This is a genomic window from Pantoea sp. EKM103V, assembly GCF_011800365.1.
Classification (GTDB): domain Bacteria; phylum Pseudomonadota; class Gammaproteobacteria; order Enterobacterales; family Enterobacteriaceae; genus Pantoea; species Pantoea anthophila.
This window is the reverse complement of record NZ_JAALFQ010000005.1, coordinates 125,299-150,176: the sequence shown is the minus strand read 5'-3', so window position 1 is coordinate 150,176 and position 24,878 is coordinate 125,299. Positions and strand designations below refer to the sequence as shown.

Sequence of the window (24,878 nt, the reverse complement as noted above, 5' to 3'; positions counted from 1 at the left end):
TCTTTTTATCCTTACTTCCTGCCGGAATCACGGCCCTGCTTTGGATGCAGACGCCGCCAGGCATGGCGCTTCAGCATCGCCCAGGCCGCACTGCCCACCAGCGCAGAGACCAGCAGCGCCGCCAGTGCCAGCAGCACCGAGTGCTGGTTGGCGTACCACACTACCATCATGTACCAGGGCATCTCGCCGCTGGGGAACTGTGCGCCGACGCGGAAACTGCGAATGCCGTTTTCATCGGTAATGATCGCGGTATCGCCGCGCACGGCGGCGTTGATCTGCGCCGAACTTAAATCGTTGTGCAGTCGCAGCAGCTGGTCGTCGCTGGTTGCGACCGTCATCACCACCAGTCGATCGGGGTTCCACGGCGAGCGATAGCTGAGGAAGCCGCGCCACGCCTCGTTGGAGGAGAAGTAGCGATCGGCATCCAGCTGCTGCCGACTCCAGTCGCCGGTCAGCCAGCCGCGTAATTGTTCCAGCGTATCCGGCTCTTTCACGCCAAAGGTGTTGCCGCTGGCGTCGTACGGTGACGCCGCCAGCATCGCCTGATTAAAGGCGCTGTTGCCGGTGGTGCTGACCGCCAGCAGATCGCTCTGCTGTAAACGTGCCAGATGGGTGCCACCAGCGGGCAGACCAAACATGACCTGATTCTGCGTCAGCGCCACGCCGGTGGCATTCCCGGCGCGCGCCGCCAGATCCAGCAGCGTCGACAGCTCGGCGTTGCTGGGGGTTTCCTGCAGCAGCAGCGTGGTCTGACCGAAGTCGGCAAGGCGCGAGAACGGGAATGAGGCCCCGACAAAGTAAGAGAGGTTCGGCAGCATACTGAAGTGGCGGGTATGGCTCAGATCGATCCACGAGTCCTCTTCAATCCGGCTCTTGATGTTGTTATTCAGCAGCACGCCGCAGGGCGCGTCGGCGCGCGGTTTAATATTGAAGTAGAGCGCCAGCTGGTTATCGCCGTAGATCAGATAGGGTTCGAGATTAAGCCGATACTGCTCCTGCCGCGCATCCCCGCCTAAACGGTGCCAGGCATTCTCCAGCAGACCGACTTTGTTCACCGTCAGGTTGCGCAGGAAGGTGCCGTTAAGCATGACGTTAAGGAACGAATTCTCCTCATCAATCCAGGTTTCCGACGGGAAACGATAGTGCAGATTGACCGGCACCGTGTCGCCATCCCACAGGAAAAGGTCAGGCGCGGCGCGGAAGTTCACGCGCAGGGCGTCGTGCCAGATGCCGCTGCTGGTCAGGCTCTGATCTTTGCGCAGCAGTTCGCTCAGGCGCACCGGACGGTCCGTGTTGATCCAGCGAGGGGCATCGTAAGGCTTACGGCTGTCAGGGAGCGGCGAAGAGACCGGCAGCTGGCTCTCATCGGTCGCCAGAGGCTGCGTCAGCCGGTTTGCCGCCTGACGCAGCTGATCCGCGTTGTTGCCACTGATCAGCAGCAGTTTGTAGACCGGATTGATGGGGTTATCCACCAGCTGCAGCATCGGGCCGTTGCTGGCCGGGAAGGTCAGCGTGCCGATGCGCTCTCCGGGATGACCAAACAGGATGCCGTTGTTCTCCGGCAGCTCACCGCGCACCACCGGGAAACGAATCCCGCGATAATCACTCTGGATGCCGAGCCAGGATGCCACCAGCGCCGCCGCACTCACCGCATCGGGAGAGAGGTTGCTGGCGAAGCCGATGGTCACGGTGGCGGCGGTCATCCGCTGAGGATCGAGGAACGGTCGCGGGAAATTGCGCAGGCGGGTGCCGATATTCAGCTGCTGCCCCTCAAGGTGCAGGGAGGTTTGCGGCAGGATGGTGACCTGATACTGCTGTGCGCTCTCTTTCTCACACAGCAACTTGTCCGCATCGTTGATTTTAAAACTCAGGTTGTTTTCAGAGACCACCATCGCCGCCGGGATCTCCAGCTCATAGTCGCTGACATCGCTGTCGGTCGCGCCCAGCGGCAGTGTGCCGAGCGGCTGACCGTTCAGCATCAGCTGCAGCGACGTATTCCGCGCTGCCAGTGCGGCTGAGACGCGCAGCGATAGATTGAGCCGCGCATTGGTAATCACCTCATCGCTGGGCAGGGTAAAGGTAATGCCTGACTGTAACTGGCCGCCGGTCAGCGTGATGCCGCGCGTCTGGCCCATCTGCGCCACGGAAAGGGTGCTGCTGATCGGCTGATTGATCGCCGCCATGACCGGTAACGGCGCGTCTGCCACCGGTGCTGTCGCCTGGCCTGGCGCATAGGGCAGCGCGCTGGCGGCCGCTTCCAGCGCCGGGTCCGCACTGCTCAGCCCCTGCGGCAACGGCACCGCTGACAGCGCACTGCTGTCCTGCGTGACGGCTCCGCTGTGCGCCGTCGGGGTCGCAGCATCGCCCGTCGCGGCAGGATTCTGCTGAGCGGCTGTCGCCTCAGCGGCAGGAACCGCTGCGGCTGGCGCTGATCCTGGCGTGTCACCGGGTGAGGCGGATGGTGACGCTGCGGAGGGAACCACTCCGCTGGCCGGGGCCGCACTGTTCACCGGTGCGGCAGAGGGCGCATCGCTGGCGGATGACTGGGCCGCGCCGGTCGCTGGTGCCACAGAGGGCGCGGCTGGCGACGTTTCGCTGGCCGGAACCTGCGCGGAATCAGTTCCCGGCGTGGCAGACGCTGCGCTGTTCCCGGCTGCCGCAGCTGGCGCGGCTGGCGACGTTTCGCTGACCGGAGCCTGCACGGAATCGGTTCCCGGCGCGGCAGACGCTGCGCTGTTCCCGGCTGCCGCAGCTGGCGCGGCTGACGGCGTTTCGCTGGCCGGAGCCTGCGCCGAATCGGTTTCCGGCACGGCTGACGGCGTACCCTCTGTGACAGACGGTGTGACCGGAGCCGCCCCGGGCGGCGTCGGGGCTGAACTGTTTACCGGCGCCACGCCGCTGTTGTCCACCGCCGCTGGCGTTTCCGCACCGGCAGGCGTCAGCCACAATGCCGCCGTCAGTGAACTGGCCAGCAATGTCTGCGTCAGGATCTTCATGCCGCGCCATCCTCTTTCGCCGCCGCGGCAACCGGGTCGACATTTTTACGTTTATCGTGGCGGCCCTTCCAGGTCAGCCAGAACAGCTCAAACACCGTACGGATAATGGTGCCCAGCGAGATCAATGGGTTGTCCTGTTTATACTCCGGCTGAATCCACGCATCGGCACGCGCCAGCACCACGCGCACCAGTTCGCGACGGCGCGCCAGCGGCATCGCTTCAAAGCGCAGACGAATGCTCTCCGCATCGCCGGAAATCTTCGTGACCGGAAGCGTAATCGCGCCTGACTTCAGCAGCAGATCGATCTCTTCGATTTCATCAGACTCGTGACGCCCGTCGGGCGCGTCGAGTTGCGCGCCCCCCATGGAGAGGTTACTGGTCAGCGTGCGCGATGAAATGCCGCTGGCGTAGTGAATAATCGTCGGGATCTGCACCTCAATACGGATGGTTTTACGCACCTGTTTGGTTTCGCGCGCCACGGCAATTGCGGCCATCAGAATGATCAGGCTGAAAATCGCCCAGCCGACGTTCAGGGCAATCACATAGGGATCGACGCCAAAGTAGTCATGCATCACCGCCCGCACCACGCCAGCCACAATGCCGATGCTCAGCAGCAGCGCCACGATCACGTGCGGACGCACAATATGGAAGTCGAAGAAGCCCTGATCCAGCACGCCGCCTTTATCGGTCACGTTAAATTTGCCATGTTTAGGCGACAGCAGGGTCAGGATGGTCGGGATCACCAGGTGGAAGCACATCACCGTCTCATAAATCTCGCCCCAGAAGGTGTAGCGGAAACGGCCATTCATGCGGGAGTTCACGTAGAGTGACATCACCAGATGCGGCAGCACGTAGGCGAAAATCAGCGACGCCGAGGAGTGAATAATGTTGAGGTTAAACAGCAGGTAAGCCAGCGGCGCGGTCAGGAAGGCGACGCGCGGCAGACCAAACTGAAAATGCAGCATGGCGTTGAGATAGCAGAGACGCTGCTGCCACTTCAGACCCCGGCCAAACAGCGGGTTATCGACGCGGAAAATCTGCGTCATGCCGCGCGCCCAGCGGGTACGCTGAATGATATGCAGCCCCAGACGTTCCGTGGCCAGACCGGCCGCCAGCGGGATCGACAGAAAGGCCGAACCCCAGCCCAGCCGCTGCATTTTCAGGGCGGTATGCGCATCTTCCGTCACGGTTTCAACGGCAAAGCCGCCAATCTCTTCCAGCGCGGAACGGCGGATCACCGCACAGGAGCCGCAGAAGAAGGTGGCGTTCCAGTTGTCATTGCCCTGCTGCACCGGGCCATAAAACAGCGACCCTTCGTTTGGCATGCTGCGCGCGGCACGCAGGTTACGCTCGAAGGGATCGGGTGAGTAGAAGTAGTGCGGCGTCTGAAGCAGCGCCAGTTTTGGGTCGTTCAGAAAGGGGCCGACCGTCGCCTGCAGGAAGGTGCGGGTCGCGACGTGATCGCAGTCGAAAATGCAGATCAGCTCACCTTTGGTGATTTTCATGGCATGGTTAAGGTTACCGGCCTTGGCGTGTCTGTTGTCGTCGCGGGTGATATAGCCCACCCCCACATCGGCCGCGAAGCGGGCAAATTCGCTGCGCTTGCCATCATCCAGCAGGTAGACCCTGAGTTTGTCGCGCGGGTAATCAATACACTGCGCCGCCAGCACGGTGTCGCGCACCACTTCCAGGCTTTCATTGTAGGAGGGGATATAAATATCCACCGTCGGCCACAACCGGGTATCGTCCGGCATCGGAACGATGGTGCGTTTTAAAGGCCAGGTGGTTTGCAGGAAGCCGAGAATTAAAATCAGCCAGACGTAAAGCTCCGCCAGATATAAGCCAATCCCTAAGATAGCCTCGACTTCGGAATTAAAATGCAGCGTCTCTGTCGTCCGCCACCAGATATAACGGCTGGACATTAATGCCGAGAGGATCACCATCACCACGGTAATTTTGCGGCTCTTGCTGAAACCCAATAAAAACATCATGCCGATGCTGATCAGACCAAAAATATACTGTTTCTGGCTGTCCATCGGCGTAGTGATGATCACCGCCGCAACAGGTGCAAGCACCAGCAGCAGCAGGTAAAACCCGATTTTACTCATGATTCACCCTGAGAAGCGCTGTGTAAATCAGCTGTCTGGCGAAACCAGCCGGTTAAAAATGGTGAGTACGGATAGGTGCCTGAACTTCGCCATTGCCCACGGTGATATTGAGAATGCTGCTGACGCGTTTCGCGATCAGTTCAATATCAAATGCCGCGGCGGAAGCGGGGCTGAAATCGTAAACAGACTGCTGAGACGCGTTGGCTTCGCCAACACTTTCATCACGGTGAACCACGCCCAGTAAATTATCCCCCAGCCGCTGCTGCATAAAGGCCGTCACATCGCGATTAATATTGCGGCGGTTATCGCACTGGTTCAGGATAAAATAGTGCCCCTGCTTATTATTAAGCGGTTTACCGATCATCCGGTTCTCTTCTATCTGCGGTAATAACGAGACCGATGCGGTATCCGCTAACATCACCACTAAATGCATATCGGCCAGCGCCGTCATGGCTTTAAGGGCCGGACCGGGGCCGGGCGGAAAATCAGCCACAATCACCAGGCCGGGATAATTGAGCACCGTGTCGAGACCGCGCTGAATAAAGTGGGGATCTTTCATCAGGTTCTCTTCGAACCGTTCGCGCTGCGGCTCTGTGACGTCGCCATAAGGCAGAACAAAGATATTGCCGCCGGTGGTGAGAATCGACTGACTCCAGTCCGCCTGCTCTTCTGAACGCGCCACAAATCCGCGGCCGTCGTGGAGCGGCACGCCAAAATGCAGACGTAATGCGTTCTGCACATCAAAATCGATGGCCAGAACTTTGCTACCGGATCGCGCCAGGCTCCAGGCCAGATTCGCCGCCAGCGTGGTTTTCCCCACGCCCCCCTTCGGCGAGCACACACAAACTAACGGCATAGCGCAATCTTCTCCAGTAACGGTTTCAGTAAGGTTTCTTTCGGCAGGCTGACTTCACGTGAGCGGAACAGCGCGCCAAACCGTCCCGGCTCAGCATGAGGCGCGGACGGTGCCACCGCGGGCTGAAGTTCAGCCACGCTGGCGGGCCGGACCGGCGCGGCGACAGGTTCAGCGACGATGGCTTTTTGTGGCGGCGGGGGTGGCGGAAATAAGGACGACGGGCCCCGCTCAGCCGCTGGCGTGGCCGCAGGGACGCTGCTGCCTGCCAGGCTGTCGAGAATCGAACTGCGGGCCGCCGCCGGTTGCGCACTGAGCGCGGCGTAACGGGGCTGTGCCTCTGCCGGCGACGCAGAGAGCGTTGCGGGGCGCGGTGGCTCTGGCGGAGGTGCCGTAAACTCATCACCGCGCAGCGGCTGCGGTTGTGGCAGGTCTATTCGCTGACCGCCACCGAACGGCGTGTGATGCTCCTCCTTCGCCAGTTGACGAAGCAGTGCCCATTTACTCTGTTCCGCCGGTTCCTGCGTCTGGCCAGACATATCTTTAAAGGCGATGTCGAGCGTTTGTGTTTTTTCTTTAAAACGCTGCAAATCATCATAATTCTTCATTTGAGGTGGCCTGCCACAAGGGGGGAATTTTCCTGGAATATACCACATCCTGTTATTCGCAGTCAGGAAAACCTGATTATAAAAAAAGCATATTTAATTAACTATTTTAATCATACAGATTCGCTAATCTCCCGATGACGCCTTCAATAGCCAACCGGCACTTAAAATTAATAAATTAAACTTAAGTTAAACTGGCTATTCCTGTCTGAATAATGTTTCAGCAGAGAGGGCTCAGACATTTCCTGGTACAGCCAGCCGCACTAATATAACGATGGCACCGCTGAGGGAAGATGCAGCGCTGCTGGCGAATAACAGCGACGGGCTGTGATAAGGGAGGGAGAAAATAAAGCGGGTGGACTGATCGTCAGGCCATAACTCTGCCGGTTCAGGCTGAAGAGGGCTGAGCCCGTGCGATATCAGGAAACGCAGGCCCCGGACGGGGCCTGCCGATCCTTAACTGACCTTTTCTGCCACACCGACCGGCTGATTCTCATCCTGATCCACCGCAAAACAGGCAATCTCCTGTCCGCCGTAATTTTTCAGCTTCGGTTGCAGCTGCACACAGGTGCCAAAACGACGGTGACAGCGCGCATTAAAGGCGCAGCCCGGCGGCGGATTGAGCGGGCTGGGCAGCTCGCCGGTCAGCTTAATCCGCTCACGCCGATCGTCAGGATTCAGTCGCGGTGTCGCGGAGAGCAGCGCCTGGGTGTAAGGGTGACGCGGATGACTGAAAATCGCCTCTTTGCTGCCCTTCTCAACGCAACGGCCGAGGTACATCACCATCACCTCATCGGCGATGTGCTCCACCACCGACAGATCGTGCGAGATAAAGACGTAGGAGAGCCCCATATCCTGCTGCAGATCCATCATCAGGTTAAGCACCTGGGCGCGCACCGAGACGTCGAGGGCCGAAACCGGCTCATCGGCGATCAGGACGTCCGGATCGAGCATCAGCCCGCGCGCAATCGCAATACGCTGACGCTGTCCGCCAGAGAACATATGCGGATAGCGATCGTAGTGCTCGGTTTTCAGGCCGACTTTCGCCATCATCTCCAGCGTCTTCTCACGGCGTTCCGCTTTAGTCAGCTGAGTATTGATCACCAGCGGCTCTTCCAGAATCTGACTCACCTTTTTACGCGGGTTGAGCGAGCCATAGGGGTTCTGGAACACGATCTGGATTTTCTGACGGCGCAGCTTCTGCGCCTGGGGATCGTGTTTCAGCAGATCCTGACCGTGCCAGTAGAGCTGCCCTTCGGTCGGGGTTTCAATCATCGTCAGCAGACGGCCAAGGGTGGATTTACCACAGCCTGACTCGCCCACGACCGCCAGGGTCTTGCCCCGCTCCAGATTAAAGGAGACGCCATCCAGCGCCTTAACCAGACGCTCCTGACCAAACAGACCCTTTTTCACCGGGTAGTGCTTCTTCAGATCAATCGCCTGCAACAGGAACTGATCTCTGGTTGTTTCATGACTCATACGTTGGTCTCCCGGCATCGTCCAGCGGATAGTGACACTTGGACTGGCGTCCTGGAATGGTGCGCAATTCAGGTTCCACCTGACGACAATGATCGGTCGCATAGGGGCAGCGTGGGTTAAGCAGGCAGCCCGTCGGGCGGTCATATTTGCCCGGCACCACGCCAGGCAGCGAGGCCAGACGCGCTTTATCCGCCGCAAACTCCGGCAGCGCGCGCAGCAGCGCCTGCGTGTAAGGATGACGCGGCGCTTTAAAGATATCGCTCGCTTTACCGCTCTCCACCACCTGACCGGCATACATCACGATGATGTGGTGCGCGGCTTCCGCCACTAACGCCAGGTCGTGCGTAATCAGGATCAGCGCCATGTTCTCCTGACGCTGTAACTCCAGCAGCAGTTCGATGATCTGAGCCTGAATGGTCACGTCGAGCGCCGTGGTCGGCTCATCCGCAATCAGCAGCTTAGGCCGGCAGGCGATCGCCATCGCGATCATCACACGCTGGCTCATGCCGCCCGACAGCTGGTGAGGATAGACATCAAGCCGCGATGCGGGATCGGGAATTCCCACCTGGGTCAGCAGGTCGATTGCCCGCTGACGCCGGGTGCGTTTATTGCCGCCCTGATGCACCTTGATCGCTTCCATAATCTGGAAACCCACGGTGTAGCAGGGGTTAAGGCTGGTCATCGGGTCCTGAAAGATCATCGCCACTTCTGCGCCAACCAGCTGGCGGCGCTCTTTTTCGGAGATGCGCTTCAGATCGCGCTGGTTAAACTCCAGCTTTTCCGCCATCACTTTGCCGGGGAAATCGATCAGCCCCATGATCGCCAGTGAACTCACCGACTTGCCGGAGCCGGACTCGCCGACAATGCCGACCACCTGGCCCTGCTCAACCTGATAACTGATGCGGTCAACCGCACGAAACGGTGCTTTGTCGTCGCCGAAATGCACCGACAGTTTGTCTACATTTAATAACGCCATCTCGGTGCCTCTTTACTGCTTGAGTTTCGGGTCGAGTGCATCACGCAAACCATCGCCCATCAGGTTAAATGCCAGCACGGTAAGCAGGATGACCAATCCAGGGAAGGTCACCACCCACCAGGCACTTTGCGCATACTGCAGCACGTCGGAGAGCATGGTGCCCCACTCCGGCGTTGGCGGTTGCGCACCCATACCGAGAAAGCCCAACGCCGCCATATCCAGGATGGCGTTGGAGAAGCCTAATGACGCCTGCACGATCAGCGGGGCAAGGCAGTTAGGCAGAATATTGACGAACATCTGACGCAGCATACCGGCACCGGCCACGCCGGAGGCGGTGACATAGTCGCGGTTCACCTCCACCAGCACCGCCGCACGGGTGAGACGGATGTAGTGCGGCAGGGCGACAAAGGTCAGCGCGATAGAGGCGTTGACGATCGAGGGGCCAAAGATGGCGACCAGCACCAGCGCCAGCAGCAGGCTGGGCAGCGCCAGCATGATATCAACGACACGCATGATGATGACGTCGACCAGGCCGCCGAGATAACCGGCCAGCAGGCCGAATATCACGCCGAAAATCAGCGACAGCACCACCACCAGGCAGCCCACCAGCAGCGACAGGCGCGCGCCGTACATCAGGCGCGACAGCACATCGCGGCCCACATCATCGGTGCCCAGAATAAAGTTCCAGCTGCCCCCGTCCTGCCAGACCGGCGGATGCAGCAGCGCATCGCGGAACTGCTCAGCCGGCGCATGCGGTGCCAGCACATCGGCAAAAATGGCGCACAGCAACACGATGATGATGTACACCAGGCCAATTACCGCGCCTTTGTTACGTTTAAAGTAGTGCCAGAATTCCTGAAACGGGGTCATCGGCTTGGGTGCAACGGTAACGCTGCCGGGATCAACAACAGACATGATGCCCCCTTATTTCTTGTGACGTATGCGCGGGTTCACCACGCCATACAGCAGATCAACCAGCAGGTTGACCAGGATAATCAGTACTGCCGTGAGCAGCACACCGCCCTGCACCACCGGATAATCACGGCGCTGCAACGCTTCAATCAGCCAGCGACCCAGACCCGGCCACGAGAAGATGGTTTCGGTCAGAATCGCCCCGGCCAGCAGCGTGCCGACCTGCAGACCGATGACCGTGACCACCGGCAGCATGGCGTTGCGCAGCGCATGCACCACAATCACCCGCATCCGCGTCAGGCCTTTGGCGCGCGCCGTGCGGATGTAATCTTCACCCAGCACTTCCAGCATCGCCGAGCGCGTCATACGCACAATCACCGCCAGCGGAATGGTGCCCAGCACGATGGCTGGCAAAATCATGTGCATGACCGCGTCATGGAAGTCGCCCGGCTCACCCCAGAAGAAGGTGTCGATCAGCATAAAGCCGGTCAGCGGCATGCTGTCATCCAGGAAGACGGTGTCGCCGACCCGCCCGGAAACCGGCGTCAGGTTGAGCTGCACCGAGACCAGCATGATCAGCATGATGCCCCACCAGAAGATCGGCATGGAGTAGCCGGTCAGGGAGATGCCTACGGCGGTGTGATCGAAAATGGAGCCACGCTTCACGGCGGCCAGGACCCCAACCGGGATGCCCACCGCAACGGCAAATATCATGGCGCAGATGCCGAGTTCCAGCGTCGCTTTGAAGCGCGGAACAAACTCATCCCAGACCGGGATGCGGCTCTTGAGTGAAACGCCCAGGTCGCCATGCAGTACGCCGTTGATGTAGTTCAGGTACTGTTTCCACAGCGGCTGATCCAGACCCAGCAGCGTCATTAACTGTGCATGACGTTCAGGAGAAATCCCGCGTTCGCCCGCCATGATCAGCACCGGATCGCCGGGGATCATGTGAACAAAAGCGAAAGTGAGTAATGTAATACCGATGAACGTTGGGATGACAAGGCCCAGACGTCGGAGTATGAACTGCAGCATAATCCGGGTTCTCTCTTCTCCGCGCGACCGTCGCCGCGAGGGTTGTTATTGCTTACATCTGACGATCGGGTAGGTCCGACCGCGACGCAGTCAGACTGCGCCTCTACCGTTTCCAGTAAAACAGGGAGAAAAAGCCGGGGCGACGCAGGGCCGCCCCGGAAAAGGCGACAATTATTCCTGAATGTCTACCTGAGCAAAGTAGTGTCCGCCCAGCGGATCGACTTTGTACCTGGTGACTTTCTTGCTGACCGGTTCGTATACCGTAGAGTGCGCGATCATCAGCGCCGGTGCCTGGTCATGCATCACAACCTGTGCCTGTTTGTAGTACTCGATACGCTTCGCCTGGTCGGCGGTGGCGCGCGCAGGCTGGATCTGATCCTCAAAGGATTTATCACACCAGCGCGAGTAGTTAGAGCCATCTTTCGCGGCTGAACAGCTGAACAGGGTCGCCAGGAAGTTGTCCGGATCTCCGTTGTCACCGGTCCAGCCCATCATGACGGTCTGATGCTCACCCGCTTTGGCGCGTTTCAGGTATTCGCCCCACTCGTAGGTGACGATTTTGGCTTTCACGCCAATCTTCGCCCAGTCGCTCTGGATCATTTCCGCCATGCGGCGTGCGTTCGGGTTGTAAGGACGCTGAACCGGCATCGCCCAGAGGTCGATGGAGAAGCCGTCGGCCATGCCCGCTTCTTTCAGCAGCGCTTTAGCTTTCTCAGGATCGTAGGCGTAGTCTTTGACCGCGTCGTTGTAGCCCCACATCGTTGGCGGGATCAGGTTTTTAGCCGGCTGGCCTGCACCCTGATAAACCGCGTCGATAATGGCCTTTTTGTTGACGGCCATGGTCAGTGCCTGACGCACTTTCAGGTTATCCAGCGGTTTTTTCTCAACGTTGTAAGAGAGATAGCCGACGTTCAGGCCAGCCTGCTCATACAGGTTGATGTTTTTGTCCTGCTTCATGCGTGCGATGTCAGCCGGGTTCGGATAAGGCATGACCTGGCACTCACCCTTCTGCAGTTTGGCGTAGCGCACTGACGCATCCGGGGTGATGGAGAAGACTAAGCGGTCGATTTTTGGCTTTTCGCCCCAGTAGTTCGGGTTCGCTTTGTAGAGGATGCGCGAATCTTTCTGGTATTGCAGCAGCTGGAACGGACCGGTTCCGACCGGGTTCAGGTCGACGTTTTGCGGCGTGCCGGCTTTCAGCATGTTGTCCGCATACTCTTTGGACAGGATAGAGGCGAAGTCCATGCCGAGGTCGGCAAGGAACGGCGCTTCAGGGCGGGTCAGCACGAAGCGTACGGTGTTGTCGTCCACCTTCTCGATTTTGCTGATCAGCTTCGGCATATCCATGCCTTCGAAATATTCATAGCTGCCGCCGGAGACGCCGTGATAGGCGTTGTTTTTATCCAGCTGGCGCTCAAAGGTGAACACCACATCATCCGCGTTGAAGTCACGCGTAGGTTTGAAATCTTTGGTCGTCTGCCACTTCACACCCTTACGCAGGTGGAAGGTGTAGGTTTTGCCATCGTCGCTGACGTCCCACTTCTCTGCCAGCGCAGGATGCAGTTCGGTCGTGCCGACAGTGAACTCAACCAGTCGGTTGTAGATCTGACGTGAGCTGGCATCGTAGGTGGTGCCCGAAGTGAATAACTGCGGGTTAAAGCCTTCCGGAGAACCTTCAGAACAGTAGACCAGGGTTTTTGCCTGAACACCGGCGGCGACAGTCATAGCAATCAGGCTCAGACCGACCTTCAGCATCCCGGATTTAGCCAGGGAGTTGATCATGCTTTTGCTCCATTGTGATGTGATGTTGTGTGTATTGCCTGACCTCTGGTTTTTTTATGCGGTTCAGGCGTACCACCGAACAGGTGGTTAAATCGCGCTACGTTTTTTTTGTTTTTCCGAAGCGGGTTGGGCATTCAGAAAATTCCGTAACTGCGGCTTATTGACGCATCAATTTGTCAACAGTTGCAAAGAACGTCAATACAAGGGTTACTTATTTACACAGAGTGTGAGGAATAGCATGCAACGGTAATAAATACCGTTTCCGCACAAAAGCCATACAATGCACAGTGCTGCAGCCCCGATATCCGTGCATTGTGCTGGATGCCAGCTTTATCGCTAGTGATTCTCACCGCTAAAAAACTTAAAACTTTTACCGGCAAATGTTGAATAACTGAACGATTCACCGTGCGTTATGACGTTCATCCAGCGGAATATGCTGGTTTTGATGTATAAGAAATCAGCATGTTGCTGCTTTCGGTCATAAGAAGAACGTGTCGCGAATTATGGTGGCATCTCTGATGTGGCAAGGCCTGCGAGCAGGAAAACGGCGATAATAACGGCTGGCAAGCATCTGGCGCGGCGAATGCCTTTTTCTGGAACTTTCTGGAAGAGGACAGATAAAACGTGAAGCTGTGAAGGACGCGGTGAGCCGGTTCACTGTGAGAGCGCGTCTATGATCGTATCTGCTTAGCGGGGAGATCGAGCCTGCTCAGGTAACCCGGTCAGATTCATTTGAGGTTCAGGTCTGGATAGCGTCAGATGCGACTGCAGGACGTGAAGCGAAGGGAGCATACGCCTGTAGCAAAGCATAGCGGGCCAGGGATGGCCCGCGCTGAGCCCGCCAGGGATGGCGGGTTTTGCGTCTTTGCGAAAGGCGTATGCTCCCTGAAGCCGGCTCAGCATCAGCCGCCACCTTTCTGAAACGGGATGCGGCTGCCGGGAATACGTTTCCTGAAGCCCGCTCAAAAATCACTCTTTGCCTTTCAACAGACGAAAAAAAACCTGTCTGAAAAGACAGGTTTCTTAAAGATGGTCGGCGAGAGAGGATTCGAACCTCCGACCCACTGGTCCCAAACCAGTTGCGCTACCAAGCTGCGCTACTCGCCGATGGGGGCGCATGTTACTGCTACCCCGGATTAGCGTCAACCGCTTTTTAAGCTTTTGCCGCCGATCGCCTGGAAAGCATGCGGTTACCGGAAATCAGCCGCCTGCCCTCCCCTTTCGTACACCATTACAGCGATTTAGCCTGACTTTTCGCCGGTGCCTGGCACCAGTTATTGGCCGGGTTAATGCCGCCATCTGGCGAGGTATACCCCAGACAACCCAGGATGGTATCGAACAGCTCAACGTGACGATGGGTTCGCCCCACACGCTGCTGCGCCTGCAGACGCTCAAAATTATTGCGGTTCTGGCTGTCTTCCAGATACTTATCAGACGCCCAGACCATCATCGGCACGCGGAACTGCTCAGGCGGCGCCATCTCGCGCGGCGTGCCGTGCAGATGCATATTCTCGCTGATCGACTCCCCGTGGTCGGCGGCATAGAAGACAATCGCCTTCTTATCACGCAGCTGATCCAGCACGCTGTCCAGCATGCTATCCACATAAAGCACCGAGTTATCGTAAGCGTTGATCAACTGCGCTTTGCTGCAGGTCTCATCCACCCCCATACACTCCGGCTGATACTTCGCGAAGCTGCGCGGGTAACGCTGTGAATAGAGATAATGCGACCCTTTGGTATGCAGGATCACCAGATGCTTGCCCTTCGGGAAACGATCCAGCGACGCCTTCATCTCAGGCACCAGCAGCATATCATCCACGGCTTTGCCCTGATTGCGCTTCTCGGAACCGATCTGCTCACGGAAGGCAAAGTTATTGGCATTAACGTTGTCGTAGAACCAGACTTCGCTTTGCATCGCAAACAGCTCAGAGGTGAAGCCCAGCTCTTTCATCACCGCAAACACATTCTGCTCTTTCAGCGTACGGCCCGGATTATTCATCGTGCCGCCTTCGCGCACGAACATGCAGCGCAGCGACAGCTTGGTTGCGGTATCACAGGATTCACCCCGGAACGCGACCAGATTTTTCTCTTTCGACAGTTTAGGCGTGGTGTCACGCTCATAACCCAGCATACCCATGTGATCCCAGCGCGTGGTCTCACCAATCACAAACACCACATAGGTATCATCCAGCCCGGCAGGCGCGACGTAGGTAAACTTCTTCGCCGGATCCAGCAGTTCCTCGCTTTGCAGCGACTCATCCATGCGGGTCCAGGCAAACAGTCCGACCGCCGCCAGCCAGTTGGAAGGAAGATAGGAGTGCGCGACCACGCCGCCGTAGCTCGGCAGATCGATGTTCGTGATCTCTTCATTATGCTTCTGCAGCTTGTCGAAATAACGGATTGGCAGCCAGACCAGCGCCACGCAGAGCAGCATAATCAGGGTCGGTTTCAGACGCTGTCCCGGCGTACGCAACTGCTCATTCAGCGTCATGCTCAGCCGGTTGCGCCAGATCATCAGCAACGGTAACGCACTGACCAGCACCATCCACAGAACGAAGTGGTAGCCGATCACCTCTTTAGAGAGATCGGTGTCGGTGGTCATCACCGACGCCACAATGCCGTAGCCAATCACCACGTTGAAAAACGCCATGTAATAGGCGGCGGCAACAGAAATCAGCACAATCAGCGTGGCGAGCACGCGATAAAACCACTTGCCTCCCAGCGACAGCAGACGCATCAGGAAGAATGTCAGCAGCACGATCGCCACAACCTCGGTGACCGCCGTCAGCCAGTTCGTGACTGTAGATTGCTTCAGAAAACCGTCAAAACGACGATAGAAAATCGGTAAATTCAGCAAGATACCGAGATAGAGCGCCAGCAATAGCGATAACTTTTGCTGCGTTAGCGTTTTAATGTAATTCATGAAAAAGGGGGTTTCTCCGGTGTGAAGCGCCTGACAAATCTTTAATGTGACTGCCGAATCGCGGCAGAGTTCGCTGAATAAGCGGGCCGGACAAGATGAAGGAAAATTCTGAACGGGTTTATGGGCTATAACGCGAGGTGGCCCAGTAAAACATGGCTGCGTTTGATAGACCAGAAAATAATCTTTGTCGACCTGATTAGCACATTTTTTGTACAAGACAGATCGTGGCGGACAAACAGAGGGTGGCAGAGCGAAATCGGGGATGGAAAAAAGAGGGCCTGAGAGACTCAGGCCCGCTGTTCGCTTAGCGAATAATATTCAGCGTCACGTCAATGTTGTTGCGGGTCGCGTTTGAGTAAGGACAAACGATATGCGCCGCATCAACCAGCTTCTGCGCTTCTGCTTCATCCATGCCTGGCAGATGGATGTTCAGGGTCGCTTCGATACCAAAGCCGTTGGGAATAGGACCGATACCAACTTCACCTTCGATCCAGGCATCTTTTGGCATGGCGATCTTGTCACGGCCTGCCACAAACTTCATCGCACCGATGAAGCAGGCAGAGTAGCCCGCAGCAAACAGCTGCTCAGGGTTAGTCGCTTCGCCGCCTGCACCGCCCATCTCTTTCGGGACACCCAGTTTCACGTCCAGTACACCGTCAGAAGAGGTTGCACGACCATCACGACCACCGGTTGCTTTGGCTTTGGCGCGGTAAACCACTTGTTCTAAAGACATGACATTTCTCCGTTACGCTATTTAATCGCCCGCTACTTATCTGTGCGATATCAGGCGATGAGGTTTAACGGGTGCCACGCACCCGTCAGCAATTTTTATCGGGACTGGTTCAGGTTATCCCGCAGCCCATCCAGCTCTGTTTTCAGCGCCAGCAGGGTCTCATCGTCACAGGCTGTGGCGCATTTCACCGCTTCAGGAATAGAGGCGGCTTTAATGCGCAACGCCTCGCCCGCTTCGGTGAGCGTCACAGCAACCTGACGCTCGTCCTGACGGGTACGCTGCCGGTTAATCAGACCTGCGCTCTCCAGTCGTTTCAGCAGGGGCGTCAGGGTGGCGGAGTCTAAAAAGAGCTGCTCGCCGATCTCTGAGACGGTGACATCATCTTTCTGCCACAGCACCAGCATCACCAGATACTGCGGATAGGTGATGTCGAGCTGGCTCAGCAACTGGCGATAGACTTTATTCATCGCCAGGTTGGCAGAGTAAAGCGCAAAGCAGAGCTGCTGATCGACCAACAGTGGCATCGGTTTCACTTTTTTGTCATCTTGATCACTGTTCATGGTGTTTAATATAGGTAGCGCACTAGATAATTGCAAGCAAACTTTTATCAGGGGAACAGGCATGCAGAATTCACTGGAAGAACAGGCGCGTCGTTTCGCCACCGAGGCGCATGCCCGGGCCGGTCAGCGCCGCAAATATACCGACGAGCCTTACATCGTTCATCCGGCGGCGGTCGTGGAGCTGGTGCGCAGCGTCAGCCATGATGATGCCCTGCTGGCAGCCGCCTGGCTGCACGACACCGTGGAAGATACACCGACCACGCCGGGCGATATAGAAGCCCACTTCGGCGCGCGCGTGGCTAGCCTGGTAGAAATGCTGACCGACAGCGCGCCTGCCACGGCCAAAAATCGGGCAGCCCGTAAACTGGCGCACTTTCGCCATACTGCCAGCGCCAGTCCTGAGGCGCAAACCATAAAACTGGCCGATATCATCGACAATACCCGCGCGATTGTGCGCTTCGATCCTGACTTTGCCCGCGTCTATCTGGTGGAAAAGCAGATACAGATTACGCTGCTGAAACAGGGCGATGCACAGTTATGGCAGCAGGCTTCCACCATTATAGAGAGTGGGATCGCACAGCTGCGGGAATCACCCTATAACGTCCCGGAAAGCTGGTTCGTGAAGCAGGCCGCCAAATACAGCGAATTACATGCATAAAAAACCCGCCAGCGGCGGGTTCTTTTCTGAAGCAGGCTTAGTCGAGCAACTGCCGTCCAAGATAGGGATTGGCATGTAACAACTTCATCAGTTTCTGTGCCGTCGCAGAAGGACGGGTGCGCCGGGCTTCCCAGCTTTTCACGGAAGATACGCTGACGCCCATCACTTTAGCAAACTCATCAACCTGCATGCCGGTCATTTCGCGCAGGCGCTGTGGCTCTGGCTGAGCGGGTTGCTGACGCTGAATCAGTAAGTCGGCGGCGCGATCATCACGTGTCAAAACAATCTGCTCAAGGCTGCTGAGCAATTCAAACATCGGGTCTTTTAATTCCATAGAGAACTCCTTAAAACTCGCTATGAAGCACGTGAAAGTAGAGAGGTAAGAGCCTCAACCTGGGGCTCTGAAACCGGGCCTGTTACAGGCTGGATCCCGCAAGGGTTTGTTTTTGTTATTTTTGAAACCACTACGGGACGCAGCCTGCTGTGCACTGCTTTAAAAGGTGTCAGTTCAATGCAACAAATGCCGGGAGACTAAGTATGGATAGAGACCTGACTATTTGCCGCGCAATTTCTCATTATTTTTTTCACTATCTTTTGCCGGAGATGTTCCGACGCCGCTAAGACGCTGAGGCAGCTGGTTTTTGTGCCCTCATAGCGGACAAAAAAATCAAATGCTGTTTGCTATTTATGCGGGTGCCGTCATGCTTTTTGCAGGCATCTTCTCAATTTTGTGAGGCAGTCTGCCTCTTCAGATAGTGAGTGCAAAATATACGCCAATGGTTTACTTCCTGAACACTTATATTCACTGCCTTTATGAAATTAAGAATAGTCCTGGCAACCCCCTGTGCGCGGCCGCGCGGCGGCTCACAGCAGGTTGTGGATGAATCACCTATTCTGCACGGCCAGACATCACCGGATAAAACAGCAGACTCCCTGATGAAACGGTCTCTGCCTTCTGCCGGTGCAGCGCTCCGTCAATGCTGATGCGCCTGCGCGAAAGAAGTGCAGGCGCTATGGCACGCCGATGACGGCCAGACCGGGAGCTGAACTCTCTAAGGAAAAGCGATGCGTGAAACAGATTTCAATGTCGGCTATCCCTCTTATCGCGTACCGATGATGGGACGTAACGCCGTCGCCACCTCCCAGCCGCTGGCGGCGCAGGCCGGTCTTCGTATGCTGCAACAGGGAGGTAACGCCGTGGATGCGGCGGTCGCCACGGCCATGGCCTTAACCGTGCTGGAGCCGACCGGAAACGGCATCGGCAGCGATGCCTTTGCCATTGTCTGGGACGGTCACACGCTGCACGGGCTGAACGCGTCCGGTCGTGCCCCCGCCGCCTGGCATCCTGAACGCTTTGCCGCTTCAGACACCATGCCTGAAACCGGCTGGGAGTCCGTCACCGTGCCGGGGGCTGTCTCGGCCTGGGTCACCCTGGCTGAGCGCTTCGGCACACTGCCGCTGACCACCCTGGCACAGCCAGCGATCGATTATGCGCGCGACGGTTTTCCGGTTTCACCGCTGATTGCTCAGCTCTGGCAGCGCGGCTATGACAAGCTGCGGGATCAGCCTGGCTTCAGCCGCTGCTTTGCGCCGCAGGGCCGCCCACCGCGCGCGGGTGACATTTTCCGCAACCCGGCGCAGGCCAGCACCCTGCAGGCGATCGCTGAGAGCCGGGGAGAGAGTTTTTATCGCGGTGAACTGGCGCAGAAGATGGCAGCCTTTGCCCGCGAGCATGGCGCAGCCCTGACGCTGGAGGATTTGAAAAATCATCGCGCCGACTGGGTCACCCTGCTCTCCCATCCGTTTGCCGGCGGATCGGTTCAGGAGTTGCCGCCTAACGGTCAGGGCATCGCCACCCTGATTGCGCTCGGCATACTGGAGGAGTGGGAGATTCATCGCTACGCGCCCGATTCTCCGCAGTGGCTGCATCTGTCGATTGAGGCGATGAAGCTGGCGCTGGTCGATCTGGAGCGCTATGTCACCGATGAAGATCACCTCGAATTTCCGGCTGACCGCCTGCTGAGCAGCGACTACCTCCACCAGCGCGCCGCGCTGATTGACCCCGGCCAGGCGGGCGATTTTCGCTTTGGGTCGCCGCAGCAAAGCGGCACCGTTTATGTGGCAACCGGCGATGCCAGCGGCGTGATGGTTTCATTTATTCAGTCTAACTACATGGGATTTGGCTCCGGGGTGGTGGTGCCTGACACGGGCATCAGCCTGCAGAATCGGGGTGCCGGGTTTTCACTTGACCCCTCTCATCCCAACCTTGTGGCGGGGGGTAAGCGCCCCTTCCATACCATCATTCCGGCCTTTGCGCGGGATGAGCAGGGCCAGCCGCTGATGGCGTTTGGCGTAATGGGCGGCCCGATGCAGGCGCAGGGGCATGTCCAGCTGGCGCTGCGCATCATGCTTCACCGGCAAAATCCTCAGGCGGCGATCGATGCGCCGCGCTGGCGGGTGGTGCAGGGACGCGAGGTGGTGTTTGAGTCAACGATCGATCGCAACACCCTGAGCACCCTGCGCCGCATGGGACACAACGTGGTGCTGGAAGATCCGCTGAGCAATTACAATTTTGGCGGTGCGCAGGCAATCGTACGCGATCCTCAGGGCTTCTACATTGCGGCCAGCGAGAGCCGCAAAGATGGTCAGGCGGTGGTGTTCTGAAGCGAGGTTCAGCCTCCTTCGCATCACAGAGGGCGTGCTGCCCGGCACGCCCTGACGCCCCGGCGCGGAGGTGCGACGGCGCGGGTTGCAGAAAGTCTCTGTTTCACGTGTGGTTTCACATTGTGCCGTGACCAGGGATTGTTCTATTCTTTAGGCCATTCTTACCTGGATATCAGACAGTATCACCGACAGGAGTTGAACCCATGGCTTCAGGACTTACCCGCATCCTGGCACGCAGCGGCATGATGATCGCTGGCGTGCTGATCGTGCTGCAACTCACCGCGTGCGGTGATAAAGAAGGCGAGCAGCGCAAAGCATTTATCGATTTCCTCCAGAATACTGTTATGCGCAGCGGCGAGCATCTGCCCAGCCTGAGCGAAAATCAGAAGCAGAGTTTTGGCAACTTCGCCAGCGATTACGCCATCCTGTATGGCTTCTCACAGCAGGCGAATAAAGCCGTTGAGCAGGGGATGCGCCCGGTGGTCGATGAGCTGTCTGCCATTCGCGTGCCGCAGGATTACCTCAGCCGTCGTGACTCACTCCGCCAGGCCACCAGCGCCCTGGTGATCGTCACGCAGCAGATTGAGAGCGCCAAAATGCAGGCGGACAGCAGCAAAGCGACCCTGAAGCAGCAGGATGACCTGAAAAAGGTCTACGACAGCGCCTACAACAAAGTGGTGACGGTGCCTGCCAATCAGCTGATCCCGCTGTTGCCTCAGCTGCAGGCGCTGAGTCAGGGCGCGGTCCAGGCCGGTGACTTCCTGCAATCGCAGGGAACCCGCGTCAGCTTCAATGATGGCGGTGTGCAGTTCCCGACCCAGGAGCAGGCTTCGCAATACAATGCGCTGATGAGCACCGTGTCAGCCAATGCGCAGGCTCTGCCTCAGGCTCAGGCCGCCGTTCAGGCGGGTCTGCAGTAACACTTTTTACGGGCAGGCACCGATCGCCTGCCCCTCTCCCTGCCCCTTTTTTCCCCGCCTCTTCTGCCCCTGAATCCCCCGCTGACTAAAGTGTGATCTGGCGCATTTTCGACCAAAAATAGTTTGTGATCTCAGTCACATTTACATAACAAACCCTGCCATCACCAATGTGATATTCATCACAGATAAGCCGGTGCGCCGGTCAGAATTCAGGCAAAGTCACCGTGCCCGCCTCTGTATTTGTGATCAAAGTCACGCTAATAGCCCCCGTCCCCACCGCAAATGAGTGATGTGGATCACACTTATTCCGGGCCCTACGCAGTGCCAGATTCGCGTGATAGAGTCCGCGTGCATACAGTAATACCACCGGCTCTGGTCGGGGTGGCTAAACAAAAACAAACGCGCTCTCCTATTGCAGCGCGTCTCAATAAGGGGTGGGTTTATGTCCTCATCAGTCAAGGTCAAAGTACAGAGCTTTGGTCGCTTTCTGAGTAATATGGTGATGCCAAACATCGGGGCGTTTATCGCCTGGGGTATCATCACCGCACTGTTTATTCCAACCGGCTGGATCCCTAACGAAACGCTGGCCAAATTGGTCGGCCCGATGATCACCTACCTGCTGCCGCTGCTGATCGGTTTTACCGGCGGGCGTCTGGTGGGCGGCGATCGCGGCGGCGTGGTCGGTGCTATCACCACCATGGGTGTGATCGTGGGTGCCGATATGCCGATGTTCCTCGGCGCGATGATTGCCGGTCCGCTGGGTGGCTGGGCTATCCGCTCGTTTGACCGGGCTATCGACGGCAAAATCAAAAGCGGCTTCGAGATGCTGGTTAACAACTTCTCGGCCGGTATTATCGGGATGATCCTGGCGCTGCTGGCTTTCCTGGCCATCGGTCCGCTGGTGGAAGGTCTGTCTCACATTCTCGCCGCCGGCGTGAACCTGATGGTGCAGAACAACCTGCTGCCACTGACCTCCATCTTCGTTGAACCGGCGAAAATCCTGTTCCTGAACAACGCCATTAACCACGGCATCTTCTCGCCGCTCGGTATCCAGCAGGCGAGTGAAGCGGGCAAATCGATTTTCTTCCTGATCGAAGCCAACCCGGGTCCGGGTATGGGCGTGCTGATGGCCTACATGTTCTTTGGTCGCGGCAGTGCCAAACAGTCTGCGGGGGGTGCGGCGATTATCCACTTCCTGGGCGGCATCCATGAAATCTACTTCCCGTATGTGCTGATGGCCCCTCGCCTGCTGCTGGCGGTGATCCTGGGCGGGATGACCGGTGTCTTCACGCTGACCGTGCTGAACGGCGGCCTGGTCTCTCCGGCTTCACCCGGTTCTATCCTGGCGGTGCTGGCGATGACGCCAAAAGGTGCCTACTTCGCCAACATCGCGGCGATTGCTGCCGCCTTCGCTGTCTCCTTCGTGGTCTCTGCGATTCTGCTGAAAACCAGCAAAGTCAAAGAAGATGACGATATCGAAGCGGCAACCCAGCGCATGCATGAGATGAAAGCGCAGTCGAAAGGTCAGGGTGCAGCGGGTGGCGCTATCGCCAGCGATGCCATGAGCGTCGATCTGCATCACGTCCGTAAAATCATCGTCGCCTGTGATGCCGGTATGGGCTCCAGCGCCATGGGCGCAGGCGTGCTGCGTAAGAAAGTGCAGGACGCGGGTCTGAGCAATGTTTCGGTAACCAATACCGCCATCAACGCTCTGCCGGGCGATGTCGATCTGGTGATCACCCACCGCGACCTGACCGAACGCGCCATTCGCCAGGCACCGCATGCACAGCATATTTCGCTGAACAACTTCCTCGACAGCGCGCTCTACAGCACCCTCACCGAGCGTCTGGTGGCGGCAAACCGTAGCGACCTCCATCGTGAAACGGTCAACACCGCCCTGTCAGACAGTTACTATGAAGGCAACGCACATCTATTTAAGCTGGGCGCGGATAACGTCTTCCTCGGCCTGAGCGCCAGCAACAAAGAGCAGGCCATCCGCTTTGCGGGTGAGCAGCTGGTGAAAGGCGGTTACGTTGAGCCTGAATATGTTGAGGCGATGCTGGCGCGTGAAAAACTGACGCCGACCTACCTCGGCGAGTCGATCGCGGTGCCGCACGGCACGGTGGAAGCCAAAGATCGCGTGCTGAAAACCGGCGTGGTGTTCTGCCAGTATCCGGCAGGCGTCCTGTTCGGCGAAGATGCGGACGATGTGGCGCGCCTGGTGATTGGTATTGCTGCCCGCAACAACGAGCACATTCAGGTCATCACCAGCCTGACCAATGCGCTGGATGATGACAGCGTGATTGAGAAGCTGGCGAACACCAGCAGCGTGCAGGAAGTGCTGGATCTCCTGTCAGGCAAACCGGCACTCGCGTAATTCAAGGCTGTTTTTCCCTGGGGCGGTCATGCCCGTCCCGATTTCCTGGGGCGGGTTTGCCCGCCCCATCGTCATTTGATATGGGTCAAAAATTATGAAAGCGTTACATTTCGGAGCAGGAAACATTGGTCGCGGCTTTATCGGCAAATTACTGGCTGATGCAGGTATCGAACTGGTTTTTGCTGATGTGAATCAGGCGGTGCTGGATGCACTGAACGCGCGTCATGAGTACCCCGTTCATGTGGTTGGCGAGCAGGCCAGAACAGAAACTGTTAAAGGCGTCAGTGCGGTAAACAGCACCAGTGATGAAATCGTCACCCTGATTGCGGAGGTGGATCTGGTCACCACCGCCGTGGGGCCGCAGATCCTGGAGCGTATCGCCGGTAGCGTAGCCAAAGGGCTGGCAAAACGCAGCGACAACGGTAACACCCGTCCGTTAAATATCATCGCCTGCGAGAACATGGTGCGCGGCACCAGCCAGCTGAAACAGCATGTGCTGAAGGCGCTGCCCGAACAGTATCACGCCTGGCTGGAGCAGCATGTTGGCTTCGTGGATTCTGCCGTTGACCGCATCGTGCCGCCAACCGAAGCGGGCAGCAGCGATCCGCTGGAGGTGACGGTTGAAACCTTCAGCGAGTGGATCGTGGATAAAACCCAGTTCAAAGGTGACCTGCCGGCCATTCCGGGTATGGAACTGACCGACAACCTGATGGCGTTTGTCGAGCGTAAGCTGTTCACCCTGAATACCGGCCACGCGATTACCGCCTATCTCGGCCAGATGGCGGGTCACCAGACCATTCGCGATGCCATTCTTGACGAAAAAATCCGGGCCGTGGTGAAAGGCGCGATGGAGGAGAGCGGCGCCGTGCTGATTAAGCGCTACGGTTTTGACGCAGAGAAACATGCGGCTTACATCCGCAAGATCCTCGGCCGTTTTGAAAACCCCTATCTGAAAGATGAGGTTGAGCGCGTCGGGCGTCAGCCCCTGCGTAAACTCAGCGCGGGCGATCGCCTGATCAAGCCGACGCTGGGGACGCTGGAGTACGGTTTACCGCACGCCAGCCTGGTGCAGGGAATTGCCGCAGCGATGCACTATCACAGCGACCAGGACCCGCAGGCGCAGGAGCTGGCTGCCCTGCTGGCAGAGAAAGGTCCACAGGCGACGCTGGCGGAGATCTCAGGGCTGGATGCTGACAGCGAGGTCGTGGCTTCGGTGGTGAGCGCCTGGCACGCTATGGCATAATGCGCGCGTGTTAGTGACGCAAGCCGGGCGCAGTTCGCCTGCGCCCAACGGCGGTAT

The 24,878-nt window shown here is 57.8% G+C and carries 18 protein-coding genes and 1 tRNA gene; 5 read left to right on the top strand and 14 right to left on the bottom strand.

The window, feature by feature from the left end; genetic code table 11:
* Positions 1-11: 11 nt before the first annotated feature.
* The 13 genes from bcsB to HFD97_RS12905 all read right to left on the bottom strand — a co-directional run bounded on the left by bcsB (position 12) and on the right by HFD97_RS12905 (position 16,959).
* Positions 12-2,996, bottom strand: a complete 2,985-nt coding sequence (gene bcsB / locus HFD97_RS12965) for a cellulose biosynthesis cyclic di-GMP-binding regulatory protein BcsB (protein ID WP_167432033.1) — start codon at positions 2,994-2,996, stop codon at positions 12-14.
* Positions 2,993-5,104 carry a UDP-forming cellulose synthase catalytic subunit gene (gene bcsA, locus HFD97_RS12960; protein ID WP_009088376.1) on the bottom strand — a complete coding sequence of 704 codons (2,112 nt, stop codon included), beginning with the start codon at positions 5,102-5,104 and terminating at the stop codon, positions 2,993-2,995. The genes bcsB and bcsA overlap by 4 nt, the downstream gene beginning before the upstream one ends.
* Before the next feature lie 52 nt (positions 5,105-5,156).
* Positions 5,157-5,960 (bottom strand): cellulose biosynthesis protein BcsQ, encoded by an 804-nt coding sequence (gene bcsQ / locus HFD97_RS12955; protein ID WP_009088374.1) that lies wholly within the window; start codon positions 5,958-5,960, stop codon positions 5,157-5,159.
* A complete protein-coding gene (bcsO, locus tag HFD97_RS12950; RefSeq protein ID WP_140029638.1) occupies positions 5,951-6,565 on the bottom strand; it encodes a cellulose biosynthesis protein BcsO in 615 nt (204 codons plus the stop codon). Before bcsO ends, bcsQ begins: the two co-directional genes overlap by 10 nt.
* A gap of 453 nt (positions 6,566-7,018) precedes the next feature.
* Complete coding sequence (gene dppF / locus HFD97_RS12945; RefSeq protein ID WP_167432034.1) at positions 7,019-8,041, bottom strand: dipeptide ABC transporter ATP-binding subunit DppF; 1,023 nt, start codon at positions 8,039-8,041, stop codon at positions 7,019-7,021.
* Positions 8,031-9,017 carry a dipeptide ABC transporter ATP-binding protein gene (dppD, locus tag HFD97_RS12940; RefSeq protein WP_009088368.1) on the bottom strand — a complete coding sequence of 329 codons (987 nt, stop codon included), beginning with the start codon at positions 9,015-9,017 and terminating at the stop codon, positions 8,031-8,033. The genes dppF and dppD overlap by 11 nt, the downstream gene beginning before the upstream one ends.
* 12 nt (positions 9,018-9,029) lie before the next feature.
* The gene (gene dppC, locus HFD97_RS12935) at positions 9,030-9,932 is read right to left on the bottom strand and encodes a dipeptide ABC transporter permease DppC (RefSeq protein ID WP_009088366.1); all 903 of its coding nucleotides are present in this window, start codon (positions 9,930-9,932) and stop codon (positions 9,030-9,032) included.
* A gap of 9 nt (positions 9,933-9,941) precedes the next feature.
* Positions 9,942-10,961 (bottom strand): dipeptide ABC transporter permease DppB, encoded by a 1,020-nt coding sequence (dppB, locus tag HFD97_RS12930; RefSeq protein ID WP_009088364.1) that lies wholly within the window; start codon positions 10,959-10,961, stop codon positions 9,942-9,944.
* 171 nt (positions 10,962-11,132) lie between these two features.
* Positions 11,133-12,743 carry a dipeptide ABC transporter periplasmic-binding protein DppA gene (gene dppA / locus HFD97_RS12925; protein WP_167432035.1) on the bottom strand — a complete coding sequence of 537 codons (1,611 nt, stop codon included), beginning with the start codon at positions 12,741-12,743 and terminating at the stop codon, positions 11,133-11,135.
* Between the two features lie 1,030 nt (positions 12,744-13,773).
* Positions 13,774-13,850: transfer RNA gene (locus tag HFD97_RS12920), tRNA-Pro, on the bottom strand.
* Between the two features lie 124 nt (positions 13,851-13,974).
* Positions 13,975-15,666, bottom strand: coding sequence for a kdo(2)-lipid A phosphoethanolamine 7''-transferase (gene eptB / locus HFD97_RS12915; RefSeq protein WP_167432036.1), 1,692 nt, complete (start codon positions 15,664-15,666; stop codon positions 13,975-13,977).
* A 304-nt stretch (positions 15,667-15,970) separates the two neighbouring features.
* Positions 15,971-16,399, bottom strand: a complete 429-nt coding sequence (locus HFD97_RS12910; protein WP_009088357.1) for an organic hydroperoxide resistance protein — start codon at positions 16,397-16,399, stop codon at positions 15,971-15,973.
* 95 nt (positions 16,400-16,494) lie between these two features.
* Positions 16,495-16,959 (bottom strand): MarR family winged helix-turn-helix transcriptional regulator, encoded by a 465-nt coding sequence (locus tag HFD97_RS12905; protein WP_046100928.1) that lies wholly within the window; start codon positions 16,957-16,959, stop codon positions 16,495-16,497.
* Positions 16,960-17,020: 61 nt separating this feature from the next.
* Here HFD97_RS12905 and HFD97_RS12900 point away from each other — a divergent pair, with 61 nt between their 5' ends.
* Positions 17,021-17,617 (top strand): HD domain-containing protein, encoded by a 597-nt coding sequence (locus HFD97_RS12900; RefSeq protein ID WP_150029923.1) that lies wholly within the window; start codon positions 17,021-17,023, stop codon positions 17,615-17,617.
* A 37-nt stretch (positions 17,618-17,654) separates the two neighbouring features.
* Here HFD97_RS12900 and HFD97_RS12895 read toward each other — a convergent pair whose 3' ends face one another.
* The gene (locus tag HFD97_RS12895; protein WP_009088351.1) at positions 17,655-17,951 is read right to left on the bottom strand and encodes an HTH-type transcriptional regulator; all 297 of its coding nucleotides are present in this window, start codon (positions 17,949-17,951) and stop codon (positions 17,655-17,657) included.
* A 731-nt stretch (positions 17,952-18,682) separates the two neighbouring features.
* Here HFD97_RS12895 and HFD97_RS12890 point away from each other — a divergent pair.
* The 4 genes from HFD97_RS12890 to mtlD all read left to right on the top strand — a co-directional run bounded on the left by HFD97_RS12890 (position 18,683) and on the right by mtlD (position 24,821).
* Complete coding sequence (locus HFD97_RS12890) at positions 18,683-20,281, top strand: gamma-glutamyltransferase family protein (protein ID WP_167432037.1); 1,599 nt, start codon at positions 18,683-18,685, stop codon at positions 20,279-20,281.
* Positions 20,282-20,484: 203 nt separating this feature from the next.
* A complete protein-coding gene (locus HFD97_RS12885; protein WP_009088346.1) occupies positions 20,485-21,201 on the top strand; it encodes a DUF3053 domain-containing protein in 717 nt (238 codons plus the stop codon).
* Between the two features lie 442 nt (positions 21,202-21,643).
* Positions 21,644-23,578: a PTS mannitol transporter subunit IICBA gene (locus tag HFD97_RS12880; protein ID WP_167432038.1), complete on the top strand. Its 1,935-nt coding sequence runs from the start codon at positions 21,644-21,646 to the stop codon at positions 23,576-23,578.
* A 94-nt stretch (positions 23,579-23,672) separates the two neighbouring features.
* Positions 23,673-24,821 carry a mannitol-1-phosphate 5-dehydrogenase gene (mtlD, locus tag HFD97_RS12875; RefSeq protein WP_046100926.1) on the top strand — a complete coding sequence of 383 codons (1,149 nt, stop codon included), beginning with the start codon at positions 23,673-23,675 and terminating at the stop codon, positions 24,819-24,821.
* Positions 24,822-24,878: the final 57 nt, after the last annotated feature.